Origin of the sequence: Streptomyces sp. MMG1533, assembly GCF_001279775.1 — a bacterium.
In the GTDB taxonomy this organism is placed as follows: Bacteria; Actinomycetota; Actinomycetes; order Streptomycetales; family Streptomycetaceae; genus Streptomyces.
Genome location: NZ_LGDG01000227.1, coordinates 19,110 through 40,342, shown reverse-complemented (window position 1 = coordinate 40,342; position 21,233 = coordinate 19,110). Strand labels below are relative to the sequence as shown.

Below are 21,233 nucleotides of genomic sequence, written 5' to 3'. Positions count from 1 at the left end.
GTGGAACTCCGGGTCGTGGTGGATCTCCGGGTCAGAGATCCACCATCGCCAGGGTGTCGGAGGCCGCGGCGGTGACGAAGGCGCGGTGGCCGTCGGCAGACACGGTCACCCCGTGCGGCACGCTTCCGACGGGGATCGGATCGCCGAGCAGGGCGAGACGCGCGGTGTCGACCTGCGCCAGGGCACCCGCCCCGGGAAGGGTGACGAGGAGGCGGCTCCCGTCCCGGGTGAGAGCCAGCAGCCGGGGAGAGGCGTGCAGCGCGATCCGGGCGCTCACCGACACCGTGGCCGCGTCGACGACCAGGATCTCGTCGGCTCCCGCGTCCGCCACGTACAGGCGCCCGCCCTCCGGTGACACGCACACGTCGGAGGCCGATGTGGCCAGTGCGGCCGGTGTACCGACCGTCGTCGAGGTGGCGGTGTCGATCACCGACAGGGTGCCGTCCGAGGAGTCGGCCACATACACGCGGGTGCCGTCGGGCGCCACGGCCAGCGCGGTCGGCGTGCCGCTCACCTGCACGGGCGGACCGTCGGCGAGGGTGAAGCCCGCCGTGTCGACGGCGCGTACGGTCGCGGAGGCGGCATCGGCGACGTACAGCCGGCTCTCGTCGGGTGTCAGCGCCAGGGCGCGCGGCCGGTCGCCGATCGCGAGAGGGGTGCCGACGAGCGTGCGGGTGGTGATGTCGACGGCCGAGACCGTGCCGGCTCCGGATTCCGCCACGTAGAGCCGCCCGCGCGCCGGGGAGAGGGCCAGCGCCGTCGGCCGGGTGCCCAGGGGGATTCTCGTGGTGTGCGTGTCGAGCACCGACAGGCCGCCGTCGACATTGGTGAGATGGGACGGGGAGGGCACATGGGCGTAACGGCCGTCCGGGGACAGGGCGACCGCCGTCGCGTCCCCGCCCACGGGGAACCTCTCCACGACGGCACCGGTCCGGGTGTCGAGGGCTACGAGGGCGCCCGAGTCGTGGCAGACGACGTACAGGCGTTCCGCCTTCTCGTCCAGGGCCGCACCGAAGGGCACCGGCCCGACCCGGAACGCCTCTCCCACCGTGGTCAGCGCGTTGGCGTCGATGACGGTCACGGCGTCGGAGGCACGGCGCGTGACATAGACGAGCCGGCCGTCCCCGGGGGCGACGACGTCGCCGGGGGTCCCCTCGACCGGCAGCACGCTCTCGACCTCGAAGGTCGAGGTGTCGAGCACCGCCACCGTGTCGTTGCCGGGGTCCGTTACGAACACGCGACGGCCGTCGGCGGCGACGGCCAGACCGACCGGGTCCGCCCCCACGGGAACGGGAGGATGCACCTCCTCGAGGGAATGAGCGTTCAGGGTCGCGACCGCCGACGGACTGGCGGTCAGGACGTACAGACGCGTGCCGTCGGGGGAGAGGGCAGCCCGGATGCCGAACGCGCTGAGGCCCGTGCTGCCCGTGACCTTGAACGTGGTGGCGTCGATCACGGTGACGGTCTCCGACCCGACGACGTACAGACGGCCCTCCGGGGAAACGGTCGGGTACCCCACTTCGGCGTCCGGCAAGAACAGGTTTTCGAGCACCTGGTCCGTCGTCGTGTCGACGCGCGACAGCGTGCCGGCCACGCTGTTGCTCACGAATGCGACCCGTCCGTCGGGCGCTACCGCCACCTGGTCCGCGCCCCGGCTGGTGGGGATGCGCCGGTCCCTGGTGTCGATGACGGAGACCGTGTCCCCCTCGGACTCGGCGACGTACGCGAACGCGCCGTCCGGCGTCACCGCGACCCCCTCGGGGGACGCACCGACCGGTACGGTCTCGGTCCGGGTGAGGAACGGCACCACCGCCGACCCGGCGGGGTCGGTCGCGTAGCCGCGGTGTCCGTTGCGCAGGACGGCGAGCTTGGACGGCGAGCCTTCGACGGCCAGGGTGCGGATCAGCGCCCGGCGGGCCGTGTCGATCACGCCCACCGACGCGCGTGCGCCGTGCGCGACGTAGATCCGCGCCCCGTCGGAGGACATCGTCAGGTCGGCGGGGCTTCCCGGTGTTCGGAGCGTGGCCGTCACCTCGCGGGACACGGTGTCGATGACGAGGACACCCTCACCGGAACCGGCGGCGAAGATGCTCCTGCCGTCCGGTGTGACGACCACGTTCTCGACGGTGAAGTCGAGAGGGATGGGGGCGCGCAACGTGTCGGTCGCGGTGTCGATCACCTGGAGGAACGCCGACTCCATGTCCGAGACGTACACGGACTTCCCGTCGGGGGAGACGGCGAGTCCGGCGGGCATGCCGCCCACGGTGACGGTGCGGATCACCTTCGCGAGACCGGTGTCGACCACCGTCACCACTCCCGCGTCGAGGAGCGAGAGGTAGATGCGCTGCCCGCCGAGGGCGAGGACGAGCGCCAGGGGCCTCTCGTCGAGCGCCACGGCCCGCGTCACCGTCCGGCTGTCGACGTCCACCTCGGCCAGTACGGGCTGCTCCTGATCGTCGGCACCGGCGAGATACAGGCGGCCGTCGCCGTGAAAGGCGGCCAGGTCGAGAGTCGAAAGAGCGGTGAAGGTGCTCGCCACCTGGTGGCTTCTCGTGTCGAGGACGGAGACCAGACCTTCCGATCCGCCGACGTAGAGGTGTCGCTCGTCGGGGGCCAGGGCCAGGCAGGACGGGCTCTGGCCGAGGGCTGTGGGAGGGGCGGTTATGGCCACGTCTTCAGGATGAAACCGTACTTGCGCCCCCGCAATCCCAGCGGTCACAGGGGTGCCTCGGGCACAGGAGGCCGGCGCCTGGGGCACGGCTCCCACCCCGCTTCGTCCGGTCCGGGAGCAGTGGCTCGATCCGAGCCCACTGCGCATTGATTTCCGGGACTGCGTGACGCGTGCGGTGGGAGATCCGGGGGTCGTGGAGGGCGTGCTGCCGAAGTGGTCGACTTCTACCGGTGGTTGCGGGCCGATGAGGATCGGCCCGAGGTGCTGACACAGGAGTCATGAGTTCAGGACGATGCCGCCGGGGCGATGGGCGCGCCGGAGGTCGTCAGCCTCGCGCCTACTCGCGCCGAGGCGGCGCCAACCTCGTGATGCTCTATGCGAATTGGCGGCGCACGCCCGGCCCCCGATCTCGACGATACGTGCCCACTCACCGCAGAGGTCCACGAGTTGCCGACCCGGCTGGGGTCGGACGTGGAACTGCATGCCTACGTCCTGGCCGTGCTGTCCCTCGCAGGCGAAGGCATGGCTGGACAGGCTGCTCGACGGCAGCCGCCCGATGACAGCCGAACTCCCTCGCAAGGAAGTGGCGGCGCAGCCGACGCGGTACGGCTGCGTCTGCACCATCCAACGGAGTGTTCGGCGGAACGAACCAAGACAATATTGGGTGAAAGGTGCGTTTGGCCTTTCTTGCGGGCTCCTGATTCGCAGCCCCGACCTTCCGGCGCCCGGGGCGCTGGAAGGTCGATGTCACCCGGTCGCGGTGGTGGGGGCTTGAGGGGTTTCCTCCTCCACGTCAGGAGCCTGGAAGGGATTCCTTTTCGGAGGCGGCGATACCGCAGTGGTGTGGAGGCGGGTCGGCTCCGGGTCGGAGAACAGCGGGGTCGTGTCGATGAGATGTCTCACTTTCATTGCGGGCATGCCAAGTGGACCGGGGTGCGGCGGACGAGCCTGTTCCAGGACTGGTGCTGGTGCAGGTGCAGGCGCAGCAAGGTCTCAGAGGTTGGACAACTTGGTGTACGGACTCATGATCCGCGCTTCCAGCGAACCGAAATCGACAACAACCGCGATCCCCTCCTCGACGGCGGTCACCCGGCCGAGGCCGTACACATCGTGTGTGACTCGGCTTCCTACGGCGAACTCCTTGGAAGGGGGCGCGGCCGGGGCCATGAACGGGCTGGTCGGCAGATGACGCTTGGGCACAGGTGGCTTTCTCATTGCCACCAGTATGCGCCTGCCGGATGGCCGCCGGTGGCGCGAGTTCCAGCATGCACCGCGATGGTGAAGTCGGACGGCAGGAAGGCCGCCGTCGAGATCATCACCGGTCCGCCGAAAAGCAGGTGGCCCAGAGCCGGTGTGGTCCTTACCCACAGTTGACCGCGGCCCGGCCCGGTCACCCCGTGACCCCGGCATGGGCCAGGCAGCGGGCCAGGTCCGAGCGTGACCGTACGCCCAGCTTGCGGTAGACGCGGGTGAGATGCGCCTCGATCGTCTTGCGGGACAGGAACAGCGATGCGGCGGCCTCCACGTTGCTGAGTCCCTCGCCTATGGCACGCGCCACCTGGAGCTCCTGCGGCGTGAGCAGGGCCACCGGCGGCGGTTCGTTCCCGTGGACGGCGGTGCGGTGCCCGGTCGCCGCGACCTCGGCCTCGGCCCGGACCGCCCACGGAACGGCGCCCAGCGCGGTGAACGTCCGCTGTGCGAGCAGCAGCGGCTCCCGTGCCGCGGACGGCCGCCGGAACCGGCGCAGCACCTCTCCTGCGACGAGCCTCGTCCGAGCCCACTCGAAGGCCATCTCCGTGTCTGCATGGACGCGTTCCGCGACGGCCAGCCAGTCGGCGGCCTCCTCGGCGGACCGCGCGAGCATCACCCGGCAGCGGGCGTGCGCGGCCGCCGGCCATGCCAGACCGGTCGTCGTGGCGCGCTCCCGCAGCCAGTCCGCGACGGCGACGGCCCTCTCCCTCGCCCCCGTGCGCAGACAGGCCTCGGCGAGGTCGGCCACCCACGGCATGAGGGAGGGATTGACCAGCCCCATCTGGTCCGCCATGGCGAACGCCGCCTCCAGGTGCCCACCAGCCGCTTCCGGATCACCGGCGGCGAGTGCGGACGTACCGAGTGCACCGCGTGCGAACAGCGCCAGGCCGCGCATCCGGCTGCCGCACCAGCGCTCGTACTGTGCCACGCGCTCCTGACAGCCCGTGAAGTCGCCGCGCAGGGCGTCCAGCCGCGCGAGCTGGACCAGGGCGTACCCCGTCATCGCCAGGTGCCCGAACTCCTTCGCCCAGCGCAGTGCCTCGGCGGCGTCCGCGCGGGCCATCGGCCAGCGCGACCACGTCTCCACCTCGCACCGCGCCAGCAGCGCGTACGGAAGGAGAGCCGGGCGGTTGTCGCGTCGTATCCCCTCGATCACCGTGTCCAGTACGCGGCGGGCGAGATCCCCGTCGCCGGTCCAGGACAGGCCCTGGGCGATCTCCATCGTCGCCTGACGTTCCTCGGGGCCGGGTCGGTCGCGCGTCTCCTCCAGCAGCGCGAGCAGGGCCGTACGGCCTTCGCTCACGTCGCCGCCCAGAGCCTGCGCCCGGGCGCGCATGACGGCGGCATGCCGACGCCGGCCGCCGCGCGTGCCGTCCGCCAGCTCGTCGCAGCGGGCGGCGATGTCGCACGCGGCGCGCATCTGCCCGTCCATCGTCGCGGGCACCACCGCGGCCCCGTACAGCTGAGAGGCACGTGAGCGGTCCACCGACTCCACCGTCCGGGCTGCGCCGACCAGCAGCTGGTGCGCGCGGCCCGGATCCCCGAGCCAGGTGCAGGCCTGGCCGCGCAGCAACTCGATGTCCGCGGTGAGCAACGGATCCGGGCTGTGCGACAGAGCCTGTTCGCACCACTCGGCGGCGTCGCGCGTCGTACCGCCGTAGAAGGCGTCGTGCGCAGCTTCGAACAGTCGGCGGGCCGCGTCTGCGGGGTCCGGCGACAGCTCCGCGGCACGGTGCCAGGCGGGCGCGGCAGTCGCCAACGCGCCGCGCTGCCGCGCCTGCCGGGCGTCGGACACCAGGCGGGCGGCGACCGACTCGTCCGGACCGGAGGCGGCGGCGGCCAGGTACCAGGTCTGCAGTTCGCCCGTGCTCAGGGCCGCCAACCGGCGGTAGACCTCCAGGCGTCGCACCGTGGCGCACTGTCCCAGGACCACCGGCCGCAGCACGGGATGCCGCAGCTCGCACGCGCCGTTCCGCATCCGCACCAGCCCGGCCGCCTCGGCCGCGTCCAGATCGGCGGTGGTGAGCCCGTCGACCGCCAACGCCTTTTGCAGCAGGGGCCATTGCGGGGTCCGGCCGGCGGCGACGTACACCAGTGCCTCGCGACTGCGCGGCGGCAGCATGCGCAACTGTCCGCGCCAGGCGCGCTCCACCAGCGGCCCGGGCTCCTCCCACGAGTCGTCCCACGGCTCGGCACCGCCCGCACGGGTCCGGGCGAGCGCCGCCGCGTACTCCACCAGGACCAAGGGGTTGCCGTGCGCCAGCCGTACGATCCGGTCTGCCGCCGGGTCCGTCCGGTCGAGCGCCTGGCGCCGCAACAGTGTCCAGCACTCGTCGTCCGTCAGCGGCCCCAGCACGGTGTGCGGCACGCTCTCCCGGATCCCGTCCTCGTCCTGCCCACTGCGCGTGGCCATGACCAGGGCCACGCGCTCCGTGGCCAGCCGCCGGGCCACGAACTGCAGGATCTGTCGCGACGAGGGATCGGCCCAGTGCAGGTCGTCGACGAGGACCAGCAGCGGCCACGCCTCCCCGGCCGCGGCCAGCACGCCGAGCGCGCCCGCGCACACCGCGTACGGGTTCGGCTCGGCCACATCCGTGAGCGCCAGACAGCCCTCCACGGCTCTCCGTTGGGCCGACGGCAGCTCGCCGAAGTGGTGGCGGAGGGGAAGCAGCACATCGGCCAGCACCGCGTACGGCAGCACGGCTTCCGACTCCACTCCGCAGGCCCACAGCACCTGGGCGCCCTGGCAGCGGGCGGCCGCGTGGCGCAGCATCATGCTCTTGCCGATCCCCGGCTCACCGCTCAGCAGCAGAGCGCCGCCCCGGTGGGGCACGCCGTCCACCAGGCCGTCGACCAGGTCTCGTTCGGCGTGCCGGCCGACGAGGGCGACGGGGTCAGGGACGGACGTCGCCTCGTCGGGTGCGGTGGGAACCACGCAGCACGGTCCGTGGGCCGCGGCGAGCACCGGTCCGTTCACAACAGAGTCGCCCGGTACGCGGACCGGGGCGCGTACCGCTCCGCCCGCCGGCACGCCGGTCATCGTTGTTTCGTTCATGACGCCCCCGTATGCCAGCCGCTCCCCCGCGGCCGCACTTCATGTCACCAGGGTGCCCCCGGGAGGGGGATCGGCGTGGGCGGTCGGGGAGTTTCGCCGGCGGTCCGGGCACGGGCCGTCAGGCCGGGCCGTGAGGCCTCGAGGCGGTCGCGCGGCCTTACGTGGCGCAGGGGAGGGGGCGGCACCCCGGAGGGGGAGCCGCGCGGCCGGGGCAACCACCGAGGTCCCGACGGCGGCAGGACGCAAGCGGCACCTGCCGTACGGTGCTCCGCACGACCGACGCCCCGCAGGGCCGCGGAGACCGGGCCCCCGCGTCTGTGGGCAACGGGGGCTACGGCGGCCTCCGTCCGGTGCTGTCGCGACGGTGAGCCCTGCCGCGTAGGCCCTGCCATGTGCATCCGTGCCATCGGCACGGCGGATGGCGTAGGCGTTCCGTGGAACGCGCTGCCGGAGAACGCGGGAGCGCGTGTACGGGCGGAGGCAGGGAGTTCCCGGAAGCCGTGGCGCGACGGTTCCGAAAGACTCGCCTGTTCCTAGACCGGAAAGGGGCATCGGATGGCTGAGCAGGGACAGTTCCCGCGGGTGATCACGAACCTCGCGCACGGCGGTCACGCGATTCTCGACAGTGCGGGCCAGGACGAGCAGATGAGCCCGCGGAGCGCGGTGGTTCAGGAGTCCGCCGGCACCGCGGCACACATGGGTACCACTTCCTTCGACTACTTGTTCCCCGGCCTCGCTGACGAGTTCCCGGCACACCACCTGCCTCAGGACGACGTCGAAAAGGTCGTCATAGCCCTGCTCGAACTCGGCACGGTGATGGTGGAGACCCAGGAGGAGCTGCGGGACCCGCAGCTCAACTCGCCGATTCCGCCGATCTACACGTACTGGGGCCAGTTCGTCGACCACGACCTGACGGCCGCGACCGACAACGACAAAGCGATCAGCATCACCGATGAGAACCTGCCGCCCATCGCGCCGGACGAGGTGATCCACAAGCTGGAGAATCTGCGGATCCCGGCGCTGAACCTCGACTCGGTCTATGGCGACGGGCCGTTCGCGGCACCGGTGGCGAACAAGGACGCCGTTCCCTACGACGGGATCAAGTTCCGGCTGGGCCTGCTCTCGCCGGTCCCCGCCGCCGCGGGCGTGCTGATCCCCCCGGTGGACGACACGCAACGGGATCTGCCGCGCAAGGCCGACCGCACCCCGCTCGTCGGTGACACCCGCAACGACGAGAACCTCGTGGTGGCCCAACTGCACGTGGCGTTCCTGCGGTTCCACAACGCGGCGGTCGACTGGGTGCGCGACAACGAACCCGAGTGGGAGTCGGACGCCGAGGTGTTCCTGCGGGCCAGGAACCTCACCCGGTGGACCTACCAGTGGCTGTGCGTGCACGACTATCTGCGCACGGTGGCCCGCCCCGACGTCGTCGACCGTGTGGACACCGCGGAGGGGAACCTGCTCGCCCTGGACCGTCGCGGCACCTACATGCCCGTCGAGTTCTCGGTGGCGGCCTTCCGCTTCGGCCACACGATGGTGCGCGGCGCCTACGACTGGAACCGCAACTTCGGCCGCCCCGGCGACAAGATCGCCCCCATCGCCACCCTGGACCAGCTCTTCCAGTTCACCGGCAGGGGCGGGTTCGTCGGCTCGCTGCCCACGCTCCCGTCGAACTGGCCGGTGGAGTGGGACCGGATGGTCGACAAGAACAGCCAGTTCGCCAACCGCTTCGCGCGGCTCATCGACACCAGGCTCGCGCCACCGCTCGGCGAGATGATCAACGAGGGCAACGACCCGGGCCTGCCGGAGCGGATCAAGGACCTGCTCAAGCACCTCGCCCGCCGCAACCTCCTGCGCGGCTACCGACTGGCTGCCCCCACCGGCCAGGCGGTGGCCAGGGAACTCGGAGTCGTCCCTCTCAGCCGCGCGGAGCTGGAGCAGGGCAGCAGCGACGTGGTCAGGAACGTCCTTGAGACGGGCGGCCTGTTCGACAGGACCCCGCTGTGGTTCTACGTGCTGAAGGAGGCCGAGGTGCGGGAGCTCGGTCGTCGGCTCGGAGAGGTCGGCAGCCGCATCGTCGCCGAGACACTCATCGGCCAGATCCGCAACGACCCTGGTTCGTACGTCAACCAGACGAGCTGGAGCCCCGCGCGGGGTGTCCTGCTCCCGAGCGGTCGACCGGTGCGCACGATCTCGGACTTCCTCCGGTTCGCCGGCGTCCTCTGACTCGCCCGCGCCCTTCGAGCCGTGCCCCCCCACGCCCCCGCCGACCTGCTTCGGCGGGGGCGCACGTGTCCTCCGTAGGGAGTTCCCCGAAGCGCCGTACGTCCCCCTTTGTGAACCATGCGCGCATGGACCTACGACAGCAGCAGTTGAACATGGCGGAGCGGTACCGGGACACGGTGGACCAGCGCGAGGACATCCGGCGTCGGCAGGTGGAGACCGGCACGCCCTTCGCGGCCGACAGCGAGGAGCAGCTGCGCGCCCGCGCGGAGCGGCTGTTGAGCAAGGGCGAGGTCGACCCGGAGGCGCTGGCGCCGGTGCCGCCCGCGAGGGGGCCGGTGCGTCCCGCAGTCGTGTTCGAACGGATCCTCGGTGCGGCGAGTGAGCTGCAGAGCGTCAACTTCCTTGCCCGCGGGGCGCGTGCGGCACGCGCGGTCGCGCGCATCTCCGTCGTCGAGGGCGGACGGCGGGCCGGGTTCGGCACCGGGTTTCTGGTGGGGGAGCGCCTGCTCCTCACCAACAACCACGTGCTGCCCGACGTGGCGACGGCGACCGGGTCCTTCGCGGAGTTCGACCTCGAATCCGATGTCGACGGTGTCCCCAAACCGGTCGACTCCTACGACCTGGCCCCGGCCGAACTGTTCGTCACCGACGTCGAACTCGACTACACACTCGTCGCGGTCGCGGTGGGCTCCGACGGGAGGCGGCCCGGCGCGGTGCATGGCGGGCTGAAGCTGATCGCGCAGCAGGGGAAGATCGTCATCGGCGAGCCGGTGAACGTCGTCGGCCATCCGGACGGGCGGCCGAAGGAGTTGGCGGTCCGCGACAACGCCCTGCTCAACCAGTTGCCGCAGTTCCTGCACTACCGCACGGACACCGAGCCCGGGAACTCCGGCTCGCCCGTGTTCAACGACCAGTGGGAGGTCGTCGCGCTGCACCACGCCGGCGTTCCCGCTCCCGACGGCGAGGGCTGGATCGCCAACGAGGGGGCACGAGTCAGCGCCATCCTGCGGCACCTCGCCGGGGTCGAACTGCCACCGGAGCAGAAACGGCTGCTCGCCGAGCTGGGCCCACAGGCGGCGCCGGTCGGGACGGCACCGAGCGGGGCGGTGCCGGCCGACGACAGTCTCGATGGGACCGCCGCGGGGGTCATCCCCACTCCGGGAGTCCTGCCCACCCAGGCGGTCACTGCCGCCGCGCACGCCGACGCCGCCGCGCGTGCTCGTGAGCGGCGCGGTCTCACCGGGCGGGCCGGCGCCGGCAGGCGCCTGGTGTTCCTGCACGGCCGGGGGCAGCAGGGCCGCGATCCCGCCGCGCTGCGCACCGGATGGTGCGAGGGCCTGGCCATCGGGCTGGCGGCGGCGGGCCTTGCTCCGCTCGACGCCGCCGATGTCTGGTTCCCCTTCTACGGCGACGCGTTGGCCGCCGCACTGGCGACCCGCGAGCGCGTCACCCCCGACACGGCGACGACCACGGCCGAGGCGTACGCGCCCGCAGATTCCGGGGCTCGCGCGGTGTACGCCGCGCTGCTCGACGAGGCCGCCGGGGCCACCGGGATGCCCGCGCCGGAGCGTGCGCCCGTCGCGGAGGGCGAGCGCGCGGGGCAGAGCAGGACGGCGCGGGAGGGCGTGGCCGCGCAGGAGTCGGGCCTGCTGGGCGGGGCGGTCGCCGCACTGCAACGGCCGCTGTCCTGGATCGCGGCGCGCAGCGGGCTCGACGACGTCGTGATCGCGACGGTGTTCCGCGACGTCGCGGCCTACCTCGGCAACAAGTCGGTACGCGACGCCGTGCTCGACGCGGTGCTGGCCGAGATGCCCGACGACGGCGAGATCGTGCTGGTCACCCACAGCCTCGGCACTGTCGTCGCACTCGACCTGTTCACCCGGCTGCCCAGGCGGGCCTCGGTCCCCCTGCTGGTGACCGCCGGCAGCCCGCTCGGACTCGACGCCGTGTACCAGCGATTGCTCGCCGGCGGACCGGTCCGGCCGGGTCAGGTGGGCGTGTGGATCAACGCGTGGGCGGCGGGGGACGCCGTCGCCATCGGCTGCCCGCTCGGCGACACCTGGTCACAGGTTCGTGATGTGCTCTGCGTCAATCGGAAGGACCGGGCACACGACATCGCGCAATACCTGTCCGACACCCGCGTCGCGGCCGAGATCGGCCGCGGCGCCCGCCCGTGATCCGGCCCGCCCTGAGGAACAGCCGGCTCGGCATCACCCATTGCTACGCCGCGTCACGCCACACCTTCACGTCCAGGGTGGCGTACGTGGTCCCGGACGAGCCCCGATACGTCACGAGCCCCACGTGCCCCGTCCCGCTGATGACGCACATCTGCTGGCCGACGGTGAGGTCCTTGACCCAGATGTAGCTCTTGTAGCCGGTCGCCGCCTTGCACGCGTCCAGGCTTCCCTGCCGGCCGGCCGGCAGCAGGGCAAGAGAGCTGCCGGAGTCGGTGCCGGGGGCAAGGACCGCGCCCGAGGAGTAGACGGCGTACGTCAGATCCTCGTCGGCGGTCCCGGTGTCCGCCTTGGCCCGCACCGGAGTGTCCGCCAGATACAGGTCGTGGCTCTTGGTCATCCGGATCCCGGAATACGTCACCGGGACAGGGGCTGACGGGGCCGCGGGCTTGCTGGATGCGGCGGTCGGGGGCGCCGAGGACGCGGTCCTTGCGGGCGTCGAGGGCCCCGAAGGGCTGGGCGGCAGAGCGGACTTGGTGGGCCGGGGCTTCTTCGAGGTCTGGGCCGACGGGGAGCCGGACGCCGACGGCGACGCCTTGGCGGCCGTGGCCGACCGGGATGCCGCCACCTCCTGCGCCCCGTCGTCGCTCTTGTCGCCGTCCCCCGGAACGAGCAGCAGCGCGGCGGCCGCCCCACAGGCGACGAGCACGACGGAGGCCGCCGACAACACCCAGCCGCGGATCTTGCGGCCGTTGCCGCCCGACGCCACCGAGGCGGTCTGTGCGGGGGCCGGCTCCTGCGGCTGCGGCCAGGGAGCCGGCGCGTACGGCCCCGGCGGGACGTCTGGCCCCAGCACGAAGGGCGCGGGCAGCGCGGCATGGGACGGTGAGGTGGGGGAGTAGGCCGTGGGGGGCCCGAAAGCGCCGGACCCGGCGGGCCCGAAAACGCCGGGAGCGTGAGCGCCCGAAGCCGCCCCTGCCCGGGCCTGATCGGCGCCTGTGGCCCGAGCCGCGATCCCCGCCGCCAGCTCGCCCGGCAGCCACGCCCCGGACGTGAACCGGGCTTTGTCACCGCGATTCGCCTGGATCGCCTGAACGGAGCGTATGACCTCCTCGACGGAAGGCCGTTCGGCGGCGGGCTTGCGCAGACACCGCGCCACCAGCTCCTGTATCTCCCCCGGCACGCGGCTGAGGTCGGGTTCCTCGTGCACCACCCGATAGAGCACCGCGTGCGGATCTCCGGTCCCGAAGGCAGCGACGCCCGTCGCCGCGAACACGGCGGTCTGTCCCAGCGCGAACACGTCGGCCGAGGAGGCCGCCTCCCCGCCGAGCACCTGCTCAGGCGCCATATAGGCGACCGTGCCGAGGGCCGTGCCGCTCTGTGTCACCGACGTGGCATCCGCGGCCCGCGCGACACCGAAGTCGATGACCCGCGGGCCGTCGGCGGCGAGCAGCACGTTCGACGGCTTGAGGTCCCGGTGCACGATGCCCTCACGGTGCACTGCCTGCAGGGCCTCCGCGACGCCGGCGATCAGCCGCAGCACTGTGTCGACGGGCAGCGGCCCGTGGTCGTGCACCGCATCGGCGAGGGACGGCCCCGGCACGTAGGCGGTCGCACACCACGGCATGGATCCTTCGGTGTCGCTGTCCACGACCGGAGCCGTGTAGAGGCCGTGCACGCGGCTCGCGGCGGACACCTCGGCCTGGAAGCGCTTCCGGAACTCGGCGTTCTCGGCCAGCTCCGGCCGGATCACCTTGACCGCGACGGCCCGCCCGCCCGGCGTGTAGGAGAGATAGACCCGTCCCATACCGCCGGACCCGAGCCGCGCCACCAGCCGGTAGCCGCCCACGGCCTGCGGATCGCCCTCCTCCAGCGGCTCGAAACTCCCCGCATCGGGCCCACCGTTGCTCAACACGCCTCACTCCACCCCCGGGTCTGCTCTGTCGTGCTCCATTGCATCACGGGTCCCACGCGTCCCCCTCCCCGCTCGGTGGACAGAGGTGCCGCACGGATGCCCCGGGCACGGTCAGTCCTTTCCGGTGAGCAGCCGCCGCGGATTGGCGATGCGGAAGGCGTACGCCGCGGCTCCGCCCAGACCGAAGCCGGGATGCCGCGGTGGCTGTGCGTACGGCCGGTCCGAGCCCTGGACGACAGCGTCCACCCCGAGGGCGCGGACGACCGCGTCGACGGCGGTCGGGCCGTACGAGGACGTCTCGACGAACACGTCCGGATCCACCCCGACGACGCTCCCGTCGCCCCGGGCGGCGAAGCGCTCTCCGTGCAACGGGGCGAGCCCGGCCAGCAGCGCGAAGCACACCCTGAGGCGCGGATGGCGCGGCCGGCCGAAGGCACGGAAGGCGAACCAGGCGGCGTGCATCTGCTGGACGTAGGGAACCATCGCGGGCCACCAGCCGGGGCCCTCGGACCCGCCGGGCGCGGGCCCCGGGTGGACGAACAGCGGGAGGTCGCGCTCTTCGAGCAGATCGAGCAGTGGGGCGCAGCGCGCGTAACCGGTCGCGTCGGCAAGGGCGTTCGCCGGGAGCTGGAGTCCGACGAACCCCCGGTCGAGGTCATCGGCCGTCACGCTCGCGTCGATGTCCCGTACGCAGGCGGCGGCCCACGCCCCGAACGGCTCGGGGAGCGCGGCCGCGCCCTCGTGGTAGGCGTCGAGCAGGGGCCGCGCCTCGGCCGAGGGCAGCCACTCCACGCCGATCGGGGCGGACAGCGAGACGAGCACCCGGCCCAGGCCGTCGGCGGCGGCGAGTTCCGTACGCCGGGTGACGTCGTGGTCGGCGGGAGAGATCTCGTAGGGCGGCTCACCGTCCAGGAACAGGGTCCAGCCGTCCAGGAACGGCGGCTCGCGGCGGGATCGCAGGGCCGCCACCAGCGAGGGGCTCCACAGATGCTGGTGTACGTCGACGTTGGTCATGACGCTCCTCCCACCAAGGCGCGCAGTGCGCTCCGGACGTCGTCGGACCCCAGGATGTCGCGGCTCACCACCTCCACGTCCACCCCGCGGGGCCGGTCGTCGTCCAGGCGGGGCGCCGTCTCGCGAATCGCGTGAACTCGACGCCTCGGCACCGCGGAGCATCGGCTGCCCGCACGGCGTGCTCATGACCGGCACCTGGAAGTCGAAGAGCGAACTCGAGATGCGCTACCCGGAGAGCATTGCGATACGCCTCACGCGCGTGAAGTGAAGCACCGCGCAAGAGGCGCCTGTGGGGTGTCCTAGCCGATGTCCACCACTCGTGCCCAGGCGGGCGGCGAGTCCGGCACGTAGTCGGGATCGTCCTCGTCCCACGACCCCGGCTGCCGGGGGAACAGACCCACCACCGTCCGGCACGGTGGTCGCGTGTCCGGCCAGGGAGTCTGGCCGTCGGTCAGGACCACCACGACATCGGGCCGGGGCCGAGCACGGAGCGCCCTGGCGAAGCCCGTGCGCAGATCCGTGCCCCCACCACCCATCAGCGGAATTCCCTCACCACGGCACAGCGGGTGCACGACCCGGGCCGCCGCGTCGCACGGCAGTACGGTGACCAGGTCACGGCGGCCGCCCACGGCCCGGGAGATGGCGGCGACCTCGAGGATCGCGCTGCCCAGTTCGGCGTCACTGACCGACCCGGACGTGTCGATGATCACGGAGACCCGGGGCGGCCTGCGCCTCAGGCTCGGCAGCACGACGCCGGGCACCCCGACCGAGCGCCGCGGCGGACGGCCGTAGGTGTAGTCCTCGCCCGCGCCCGGCCCGGAAGCCGCCGAGCGGACCGCCGCTCCCAGCAACTCCCGCCACGGCTGCGGCGGATGGAACGCCTCCTCCGCCCACCGCTGCCACCCCTTCGACGCGCTCCCCGGCCGGCCGGTGATGCCCTGCGCCACCCGGAACCGGACCGCGTCCCGTTCCTGCTCGCTCAGGCCGTGCGCGCCGTCCGGGCCCAGGTCCCACTCCCGTTCCAGCCCGTCGGCGCCACTGCCGCAGTCCAGCCAGGACATGCCCTGGGTACGCGGCCCGAGCCGGAACCAGGACAGGTACTCCTCCATGAGCTGCCCCTCGGGCAACCGCAGGAACGCCGGATCGACGACGTCCTCGGGCCGGACCAGTCCGTCTCCGAACACGTCGTCGTTGATCTCGCAGTCCGCGGCGATGTTCATCCGCAGCCGTTCCCCCGGGCCGGTCAGCCCACGCTCCCGCGCGACCCGGTCGCTGCGCCCGTGATGGTCGCGCAGCAGGTGCGACACCTCGTGCACCCACACCCCCGCCAGCTCCTCCACCGGCGTCCGGTCCACGAAGGCCGGTGAGACGTAACACCGCCAGTGCCGGTCGACGGCCATGGTCGGTACCCGCCGCGACTCGACGGTGTGCAGGGCGAACAGGGCTGTCGCCAAGTAGGGCCGGACCCGGGCGGCCTGCAGCCGGGCGGCGAAGAGCTTGTCGAGGTCCAGTGCCCCCGGTGCGTCCTGTCGCCGGCCCTGTTCCGTGCTCATCGGCCGGCCTTCGCGGCGGCCGCGTCCCGGTCCGCCGCGCGGTCCGCCGCGCGGTCCGCCCGCCGGGACAGGGACACCACTCCGGCGAGCCGCTCGATCGACGCCGGAACGTCCCAGTCCTCCCGGCGCAGCGAGGCCAGCGTCGTCGCGGGGACGACCACCAGGTCCGGGGCTCCGGTCTCCACCGCCCGGATCAGGAGCGTCCAGGCTGCGTCCCAGCGGGACTTGTCAGGGCGCCCCCGGACCGCGTCGACCACACCGTCGAGGACGGCCTGGCGCAGATCTCCCCGCTCGGGCAGTACGGCACCCGCCGGGTCGGCGAGCAGCGTCTCGGGGTCGGGGAGGTCCATCCGGTCCAGGCTCGCCAGCAGCTCCAGCCCGGGACCGTCCCCCACGGTGCCTCTGACCAGCAGGGAAAGCACTTCCCGGGAAGATCCGGCCGCGGTCGCGAAGGCGATCAGGCACAGGGTCATGTCCCAGCTCCTGGGTGACGGCCAGGCGCCGCCCCGGCGCGTTTCGCTGCTGGGCAGTTGGTGCACGAGTTTGGGGCGGGCGGTCAGGAGGCCGCAGACCGCGCGGCGGGCGAAGTCCACGGCCTGCGGCAACCGCTCCGGGTCGAGCCGCGGCAGGGTGGCCCGGGGCCAGGTCCCGCCGAGGCCGCGTACGACGACCTCGTGGTCGTGGGTCCACTGCAGATGTACGAACCGGTTGGCGAGCGGCGGGCTCAGCTCCCAGCCGTCGGCCGCCGAGGACCGCGGATTGGCGGCGGCGACGATCCGGACCCCGGGCGGCAGCTGGAGGGAGCCGATCCGCCGCTCGAGGACCAGACGGAGCAGGGCGGCCTGAACGGCCGGCGCCGCGGTGGAGAGTTCGTCCAGGAACAGCAGCCCGCGACCGGCCCGTACCAGTCGCACCGCCCAGTCCGGAGGGGCCATCGGAACACCCTGCTCGGCGGGATCGTCCCCGACGATGGGAAGCCCCGAGAAGTCGGACGGCTCGTGCACGCTGGCGATCACCGTGGTCAGCGGAAGGTCCAGGGCCGCGGCGAGCTGCGTCAGGGCCGCGGTCTTGCCGATGCCCGGCTCACCCCACAGGAGGACGGGCAGGTCGGCGGCAACGGCCAGGGTCAGGGCCTCGAGTCGGACATCGGGGCGCGGCTCGGTGGTGGAGTCGCGCAACAGGGTCAACAACTGGCCGGCGACGTCGAGTTGGGAGTCGGGGGCCGGGCTGGTGAGGGTGTCGGTGGCAGCGGGCAGAGTGCATGTGGGCATGTTTGATCACCTTGTGGCTGGTGGGTGGGGGGACAGAGGTCCCCCAGGTCAGCGAGCTGTGGCGTGACGTGGGTGGGAGCGGCGTCCACGGGGACGGGGCAGACCCGGGCGGATGCGGCCGGGTCCGGGTCCGACCAGGCCGGCCCTGAACAGCCCGTAGGTGATGCGTCGTTGGGCGGCCGCCTCGAGTTCGTCCCGCAGCGCACCGTCGCGCAGCAGTGCGTCGGGCCCCAGCAGACCTTCGACGACGGCCAGCGCACCGGCGATGTCGCCGTGGTCGAGGCGTTCGCGGACGCCGGTGAGGCAGTCCGGACGTCGGTGCGCCTCGTCGATGGCCTGCAGACAGGGAAGCGGGGTGCCGGTCAGCGCGACCAGCAGTTCCTCCCGCCGGATCTCGTCAGGGTCGTGGTCCAGCGGGGCCAGCACCCCGTCGACCAGGCCGATCCGGTGCCGGGCTCCCCGGCATTCCACGAGGCGCGGCTGTCCTGCCCGGTGCGGAGCGCGGAACGCCCCGCTCGGCACGTCGTGGTCCGGTACCAATGCCGACGCGACCAGAGGGTGCAGCCGATCGACCTCGATCGCACCGGCGCGGATCAGTTCCACGTCGGGTGACACCCAGGTCGCCGCGTCGGGCAGCACCGGCAGGGCGGAACCGCCCCCAGCCACCGACGCCGCCGCGATCCGGAACGGGGGCGACCCGAAGTCGTCCACGAGCTCCAGGACCAGCCGATGCCGGCCCTCGAGCCGCACGAGGACGGCACCGGAGGAGCGCCCCTCGGCGCGGAGCAGGATCCTGGCCTCGGCGGCCCACCGCTCGACGGCACAGTGGCGCTCGTACGCCACCGTCCCCGGCACATCCGGGTCCGGCACATCCGGGGCCGGCACGGGACGGCCGTCGGCGGGCGCCCGATCGGCCCCGGACCGGATCCGCAGCTCATCGGTCCTGCGTACGTCCCACAGGTGGCGGTGCAGGTCGAGGCGGAACCGCCGACTGGGCCGAGGATGCGGATGACGGCCGGCGCCGCCCTGCGAGTGGCATCCGTCCCACAGCGCCAGGCTGATCCGCTGACCGGCGTCCGCCCAGGCAGGCGGCGTCCGCACCACGAGCTGCACCGGGCCGTCACGCCCGGCAGCCTCGTACCGAGCCAGACAAAGGGTCAGCCCCGGGCGCAGCAGCCCGTCGGGAGCGATCCTCGGCATGTGCCAGCGCAGCAGGTCAGGAGCCAGATGCCGGAGATCGGCACGGATCCGGGCCGCGAGTTCCCGGCCATGGGTCCGTGCCACGGAACGCAGCTGGAGATCGACGTCGATGCCTGCGGCGGCGCACGCCCCCGCCCAGTCCCCGACACGTCGGCGGGCGGTCGCAGTCTCGATCATGGAGGGCGGCACGGCGAACTCTCGCACGCGCGGCCAGAAGGAAAGGCGGGAATCCTCGTTCGCGATCCGAGTGAGCATCAGCACTCACCTTGCGCGGACGGGGCCCCCAATCTGTCAACAGAATGAGTCGTCATCGTCGCGGATCATAGCGACGTTCGCTTCGGTCTGTCAGCCGCATTTCGACGTCCCGGGTCGGCCGACGAGTCCGTACACGAGCGCGGCGGCACCCGCAGCCGGCCCGGCGAAGGCGATTGTTAGCCTTGGCTGTGATCGCTTTCCCCATACCCGGGCCGCATTCGTGATGAGCGTCGCCGACTCCTTCCCGCTCGGCGCGGCGACCACCCTGGCCGAACTCGCCGAGGACCCGCATCCGCGACTGGCGCTGCTGCGTGCGCACGAGCCCGTGTCCTGGCTTCCCGAGCTGGACGGCTGGCTGGTGACCCGTCGCGATCTCGCGATGGACGTCATGCGGGACGCCGCGACCTTCACCGTCGACGACCCCCGGTTCTCCACCGCACAGGTCGTCGGGCCGAGCATGCTGTCCCTGGACGGAGACGATCACGCCCGTCACCGCGAGCCTTTCGCGGCTCCTTTCCGCCCCCGGGAGGTGTACGACGGCTTCGCCTCGTTCATCGAGCGGGAGACCGACCGGCTCATCACCGCACTGGAACCGGCCGGCGCCGTCGAACTGCGACGCGCCTTCGCCGGCCCGCTCGCGGTCGCCGTTGTGACCGAGGCCCTCGGGCTGGTCGGCACCACCGCGGCCACGGTGCTCTCCTGGTACGACTCCATCGTGCGGTCGGTCTCGGACATCACCGCCGGGCTCGGGGCGGGGCCCGCCGGTGCCGCGGCGTACGCGCAGCTACGGGCGGCAGTGGAAGCCACCGTCACCGAACAGGGCGCTTCCTCGCTCCTCGCCTCCGCAGCCGGGCGGCTGGGGCTGCCCGAGGTGGCGTCCAACGCCGCGGTCCTGATGTTCGGGGGGATCGAGACCACCGAGGCGATGATCGCCAACGCGCTGCTGCACCTGCTGCACCATCCCGGCCAACTCGCCCTCGTCCGGGCCGACACCGACCTGCTGGACGGCGCGATCGAGGAATCGCTGCGCCTCGAACCGGGCGCCGCGGTCGTGGACCGCTACGCCACCCGCGACACCGCCCTCGGCCCCGCCACGATCCGCCGCGGTGACCTGGTCACCGTCTCCCTGACGGGAGCGGGCCGCGACCCGGCCGTCTTCCCCGACCCCGACCGGTTCGACGTCCGCCGCGAGAACGCGCGCCTCCAACTGGCCTTCGCACACGGCCCCCACCACTGCCTCGCCGCGCACCTCGCCCGCCTGGAGACCCGAATCGCTCTCCGGCGCCTGCTCGAACGCCTTCCCGCCCTGCGCCTCGACCCGAACCGCCCGACCGCGCCGTACGGCCTGGTCTTCCGCAAGCCTCCCGCCCTGCACGTGCTGTGGGACAGGGCTGCCTGACAGGAGCATCTCGTGACGTACGACATCACTGCCATCCGCTCCCGATTTCCCGCCCTGGCGGCCGGAACCGCCCACTTCGACGGCCCCGGCGGCACCCAGACGCCCGGGCCGGTCATCCGGGCCATCACCGACGCGTTGGCCGCCCCCCTGTCGAACCGGGGGCACGGAGTGCCGGGGGAGCGCAACGCCGAAAGCATCGTCACCGAGGCCCGCCGGGCCATGGCCGACCTGCTGGGCGCGCAGCCGTCGGGGATCGTCTTCGGCCGCAGCGCCACCCAGCTCGCCTACGACTTCTCCCGCACCCTCGCCAAGACGTGGTCGTCCGGAGACGAGGTCGTCGTCACGCGCCTCGACCACGACGCCAACATCCGTCCCTGGGTCCAGGCCGCCGACCGGGCCGGTGCCACGGTGCGCTGGGCCGACTTCGACCCGGCCACCGGCGAGCTGACCGTCGACCACATCCGCGCCGTGCTGTCCGAGCGCACCCGGCTGGTCGCCGTCACCGCCGCCTCCAACCTGATCGGCACGCGTCCCGCCATCGCCGAGATCTCCCGACTGGCGCACGACGTCGGGGCGTTCGCCTACGTCGACGGCGTCCACCACACCGCCCACACCTCGGTCGACCTGGAGCAGCTCGGCGCGGACTTCTTCGTCTGCTCCCCGTACAAGTTCCTCGGCCCGCATCACGGAGTCCTCGCCGCCCGCCCGGAGTTGCTGGACGGTCTGCTGCCGGACAAGCTCCTGCCCTCCACCGACGCCGTTCCGGAACGCTTCGAACTGGGCACACTGCCCTACGAGTTCCTCGCGGGCACCACTGCGGCGGTCGACTTCCTCGCCGGCCTGGACGCGAGCGCCACGGGCACGCGACGACAGCTCCTGATCGCGGCGTTCACGGCACTCGAAGCGCACGAGGAGAGCCTGCGCACGCAGCTGGACAAGGGACTGTCCTCGCTCGAAGGCGTCACGATCCACTCCAGGGCGGCCGACCGCACCCCCACCCTGTTGCTGACGTTCGAGAAACACAGCACGGTGGACGGGTACCGCTTCCTCGCGGAGCGCGGTGTCCACGCGCCGTCGGGGTCCTTCTACGCCGTCGAGGCCTCTCGTCGACTCGGCCTCGGCGACACCGGCGGTCTCCGTATCGGCCTCGCGCCCTACACCAGTGCTGAGGATGTCGACCGGCTCCTGACCGGGTTGTCCGAGTTCCTGACGCGCTGACGGCGCCGAGTCGGGCACCGTGGACCGGAGT

General features: G+C 72.5%; 12 protein-coding genes. 4 read left to right on the top strand and 8 right to left on the bottom strand.

The features are described 5' to 3' along the window. Positions 1 to 31: 31 nt before the first annotated feature. From ADK57_RS27540 to ADK57_RS27530, 3 genes are all read right to left on the bottom strand, one after another. On the bottom strand, positions 32 to 2,671 hold the full coding sequence (locus ADK57_RS27540; protein ID WP_053752284.1) for a beta-propeller fold lactonase family protein: 2,640 nt from the start codon (positions 2,669 to 2,671) through the stop codon (positions 32 to 34). Between the two features lie 993 nt (positions 2,672 to 3,664). Next, on the bottom strand, positions 3,665 to 3,886 hold the full coding sequence (locus ADK57_RS27535; protein WP_053752283.1) for a hypothetical protein: 222 nt from the start codon (positions 3,884 to 3,886) through the stop codon (positions 3,665 to 3,667). Positions 3,887 to 4,061: 175 nt separating this feature from the next. Further along, positions 4,062 to 6,977 carry an AAA family ATPase gene (locus tag ADK57_RS27530; protein WP_234390436.1) on the bottom strand — a complete coding sequence of 972 codons (2,916 nt, stop codon included), beginning with the start codon at positions 6,975 to 6,977 and terminating at the stop codon, positions 4,062 to 4,064. 555 nt (positions 6,978 to 7,532) lie between these two features. Between ADK57_RS27530 and ADK57_RS27525 the strand changes: the two genes are divergently transcribed. After that, positions 7,533 to 9,203 (top strand): peroxidase family protein, encoded by a 1,671-nt coding sequence (locus ADK57_RS27525; protein ID WP_053752281.1) that lies wholly within the window; start codon positions 7,533 to 7,535, stop codon positions 9,201 to 9,203. Between the two features lie 125 nt (positions 9,204 to 9,328). After that, the gene (locus ADK57_RS27520) at positions 9,329 to 11,380 is read left to right on the top strand and encodes a serine protease (protein WP_053752313.1); all 2,052 of its coding nucleotides are present in this window, start codon (positions 9,329 to 9,331) and stop codon (positions 11,378 to 11,380) included. A gap of 43 nt (positions 11,381 to 11,423) precedes the next feature. Here the strand turns inward: ADK57_RS27520 and ADK57_RS27515 are convergent, their stop codons facing one another. From ADK57_RS27515 to ADK57_RS27495, 5 genes are all read right to left on the bottom strand, one after another. Next, on the bottom strand, positions 11,424 to 13,292 hold the full coding sequence (locus ADK57_RS27515; protein WP_053752280.1) for a serine/threonine-protein kinase: 1,869 nt from the start codon (positions 13,290 to 13,292) through the stop codon (positions 11,424 to 11,426). Positions 13,293 to 13,403: 111 nt separating this feature from the next. Next, positions 13,404 to 14,306 (bottom strand): amidohydrolase family protein, encoded by a 903-nt coding sequence (locus ADK57_RS27510; RefSeq protein WP_053752279.1) that lies wholly within the window; start codon positions 14,304 to 14,306, stop codon positions 13,404 to 13,406. 299 nt (positions 14,307 to 14,605) lie between these two features. Continuing rightward, a complete protein-coding gene (locus ADK57_RS27505; RefSeq protein ID WP_053752278.1) occupies positions 14,606 to 15,859 on the bottom strand; it encodes a DUF2201 family putative metallopeptidase in 1,254 nt (417 codons plus the stop codon). Next, a complete protein-coding gene (locus tag ADK57_RS27500) occupies positions 15,856 to 17,130 on the bottom strand; it encodes an AAA family ATPase (RefSeq protein ID WP_053752277.1) in 1,275 nt (424 codons plus the stop codon). The genes ADK57_RS27505 and ADK57_RS27500 overlap by 4 nt, the downstream gene beginning before the upstream one ends. A gap of 48 nt (positions 17,131 to 17,178) precedes the next feature. Beyond that, entirely contained in the window at positions 17,179 to 18,585 is a 1,407-nt protein-coding gene (locus ADK57_RS27495; RefSeq protein WP_053752276.1) for a hypothetical protein, read from the bottom strand. A gap of 223 nt (positions 18,586 to 18,808) precedes the next feature. On the opposite strand from ADK57_RS27495, the gene ADK57_RS27490 reads away from it, so the two are divergent. Then, positions 18,809 to 19,984, top strand: coding sequence for a cytochrome P450 (locus tag ADK57_RS27490; protein ID WP_053752275.1), 1,176 nt, complete (start codon positions 18,809 to 18,811; stop codon positions 19,982 to 19,984). A gap of 12 nt (positions 19,985 to 19,996) precedes the next feature. Beyond that, positions 19,997 to 21,202, top strand: a complete 1,206-nt coding sequence (locus ADK57_RS27485; protein ID WP_053752274.1) for a cysteine desulfurase-like protein — start codon at positions 19,997 to 19,999, stop codon at positions 21,200 to 21,202. The last annotated feature ends 31 nt before the right edge of the window (positions 21,203 to 21,233 follow it).

Bases quoted from the DNA above. Each gene is read 5' to 3' on its own strand.
- ADK57_RS27490 (WP_053752275.1), top strand. From the start codon at position 18,809: ATGAGCGTCGCCGACTCCTTCCCGCTCGGCGCGGCGACCACCCTGGCC.
- ADK57_RS27520 (WP_053752313.1), top strand. From the start codon at position 9,329: ATGGACCTACGACAGCAGCAGTTGAACATGGCGGAGCGGTACCGGGAC.
- ADK57_RS27525 (WP_053752281.1), top strand. From the start codon at position 7,533: ATGGCTGAGCAGGGACAGTTCCCGCGGGTGATCACGAACCTCGCGCAC.
- ADK57_RS27505 (WP_053752278.1), bottom strand. From the start codon at position 15,859: ATGAGCACGGAACAGGGCCGGCGACAGGACGCACCGGGGGCACTGGAC.
- ADK57_RS27510 (WP_053752279.1), bottom strand. From the start codon at position 14,306: ATGACCAACGTCGACGTACACCAGCATCTGTGGAGCCCCTCGCTGGTG.
- ADK57_RS27535 (WP_053752283.1), bottom strand. From the start codon at position 3,886: ATGAGAAAGCCACCTGTGCCCAAGCGTCATCTGCCGACCAGCCCGTTC.
- ADK57_RS27530 (WP_234390436.1), bottom strand. From the start codon at position 6,977: ATGAACGAAACAACGATGACCGGCGTGCCGGCGGGCGGAGCGGTACGC.
- ADK57_RS27500 (WP_053752277.1), bottom strand. From the start codon at position 17,130: ATGCCCACATGCACTCTGCCCGCTGCCACCGACACCCTCACCAGCCCG.
- ADK57_RS27495 (WP_053752276.1), bottom strand. From the start codon at position 18,585: ATGCTCACTCGGATCGCGAACGAGGATTCCCGCCTTTCCTTCTGGCCG.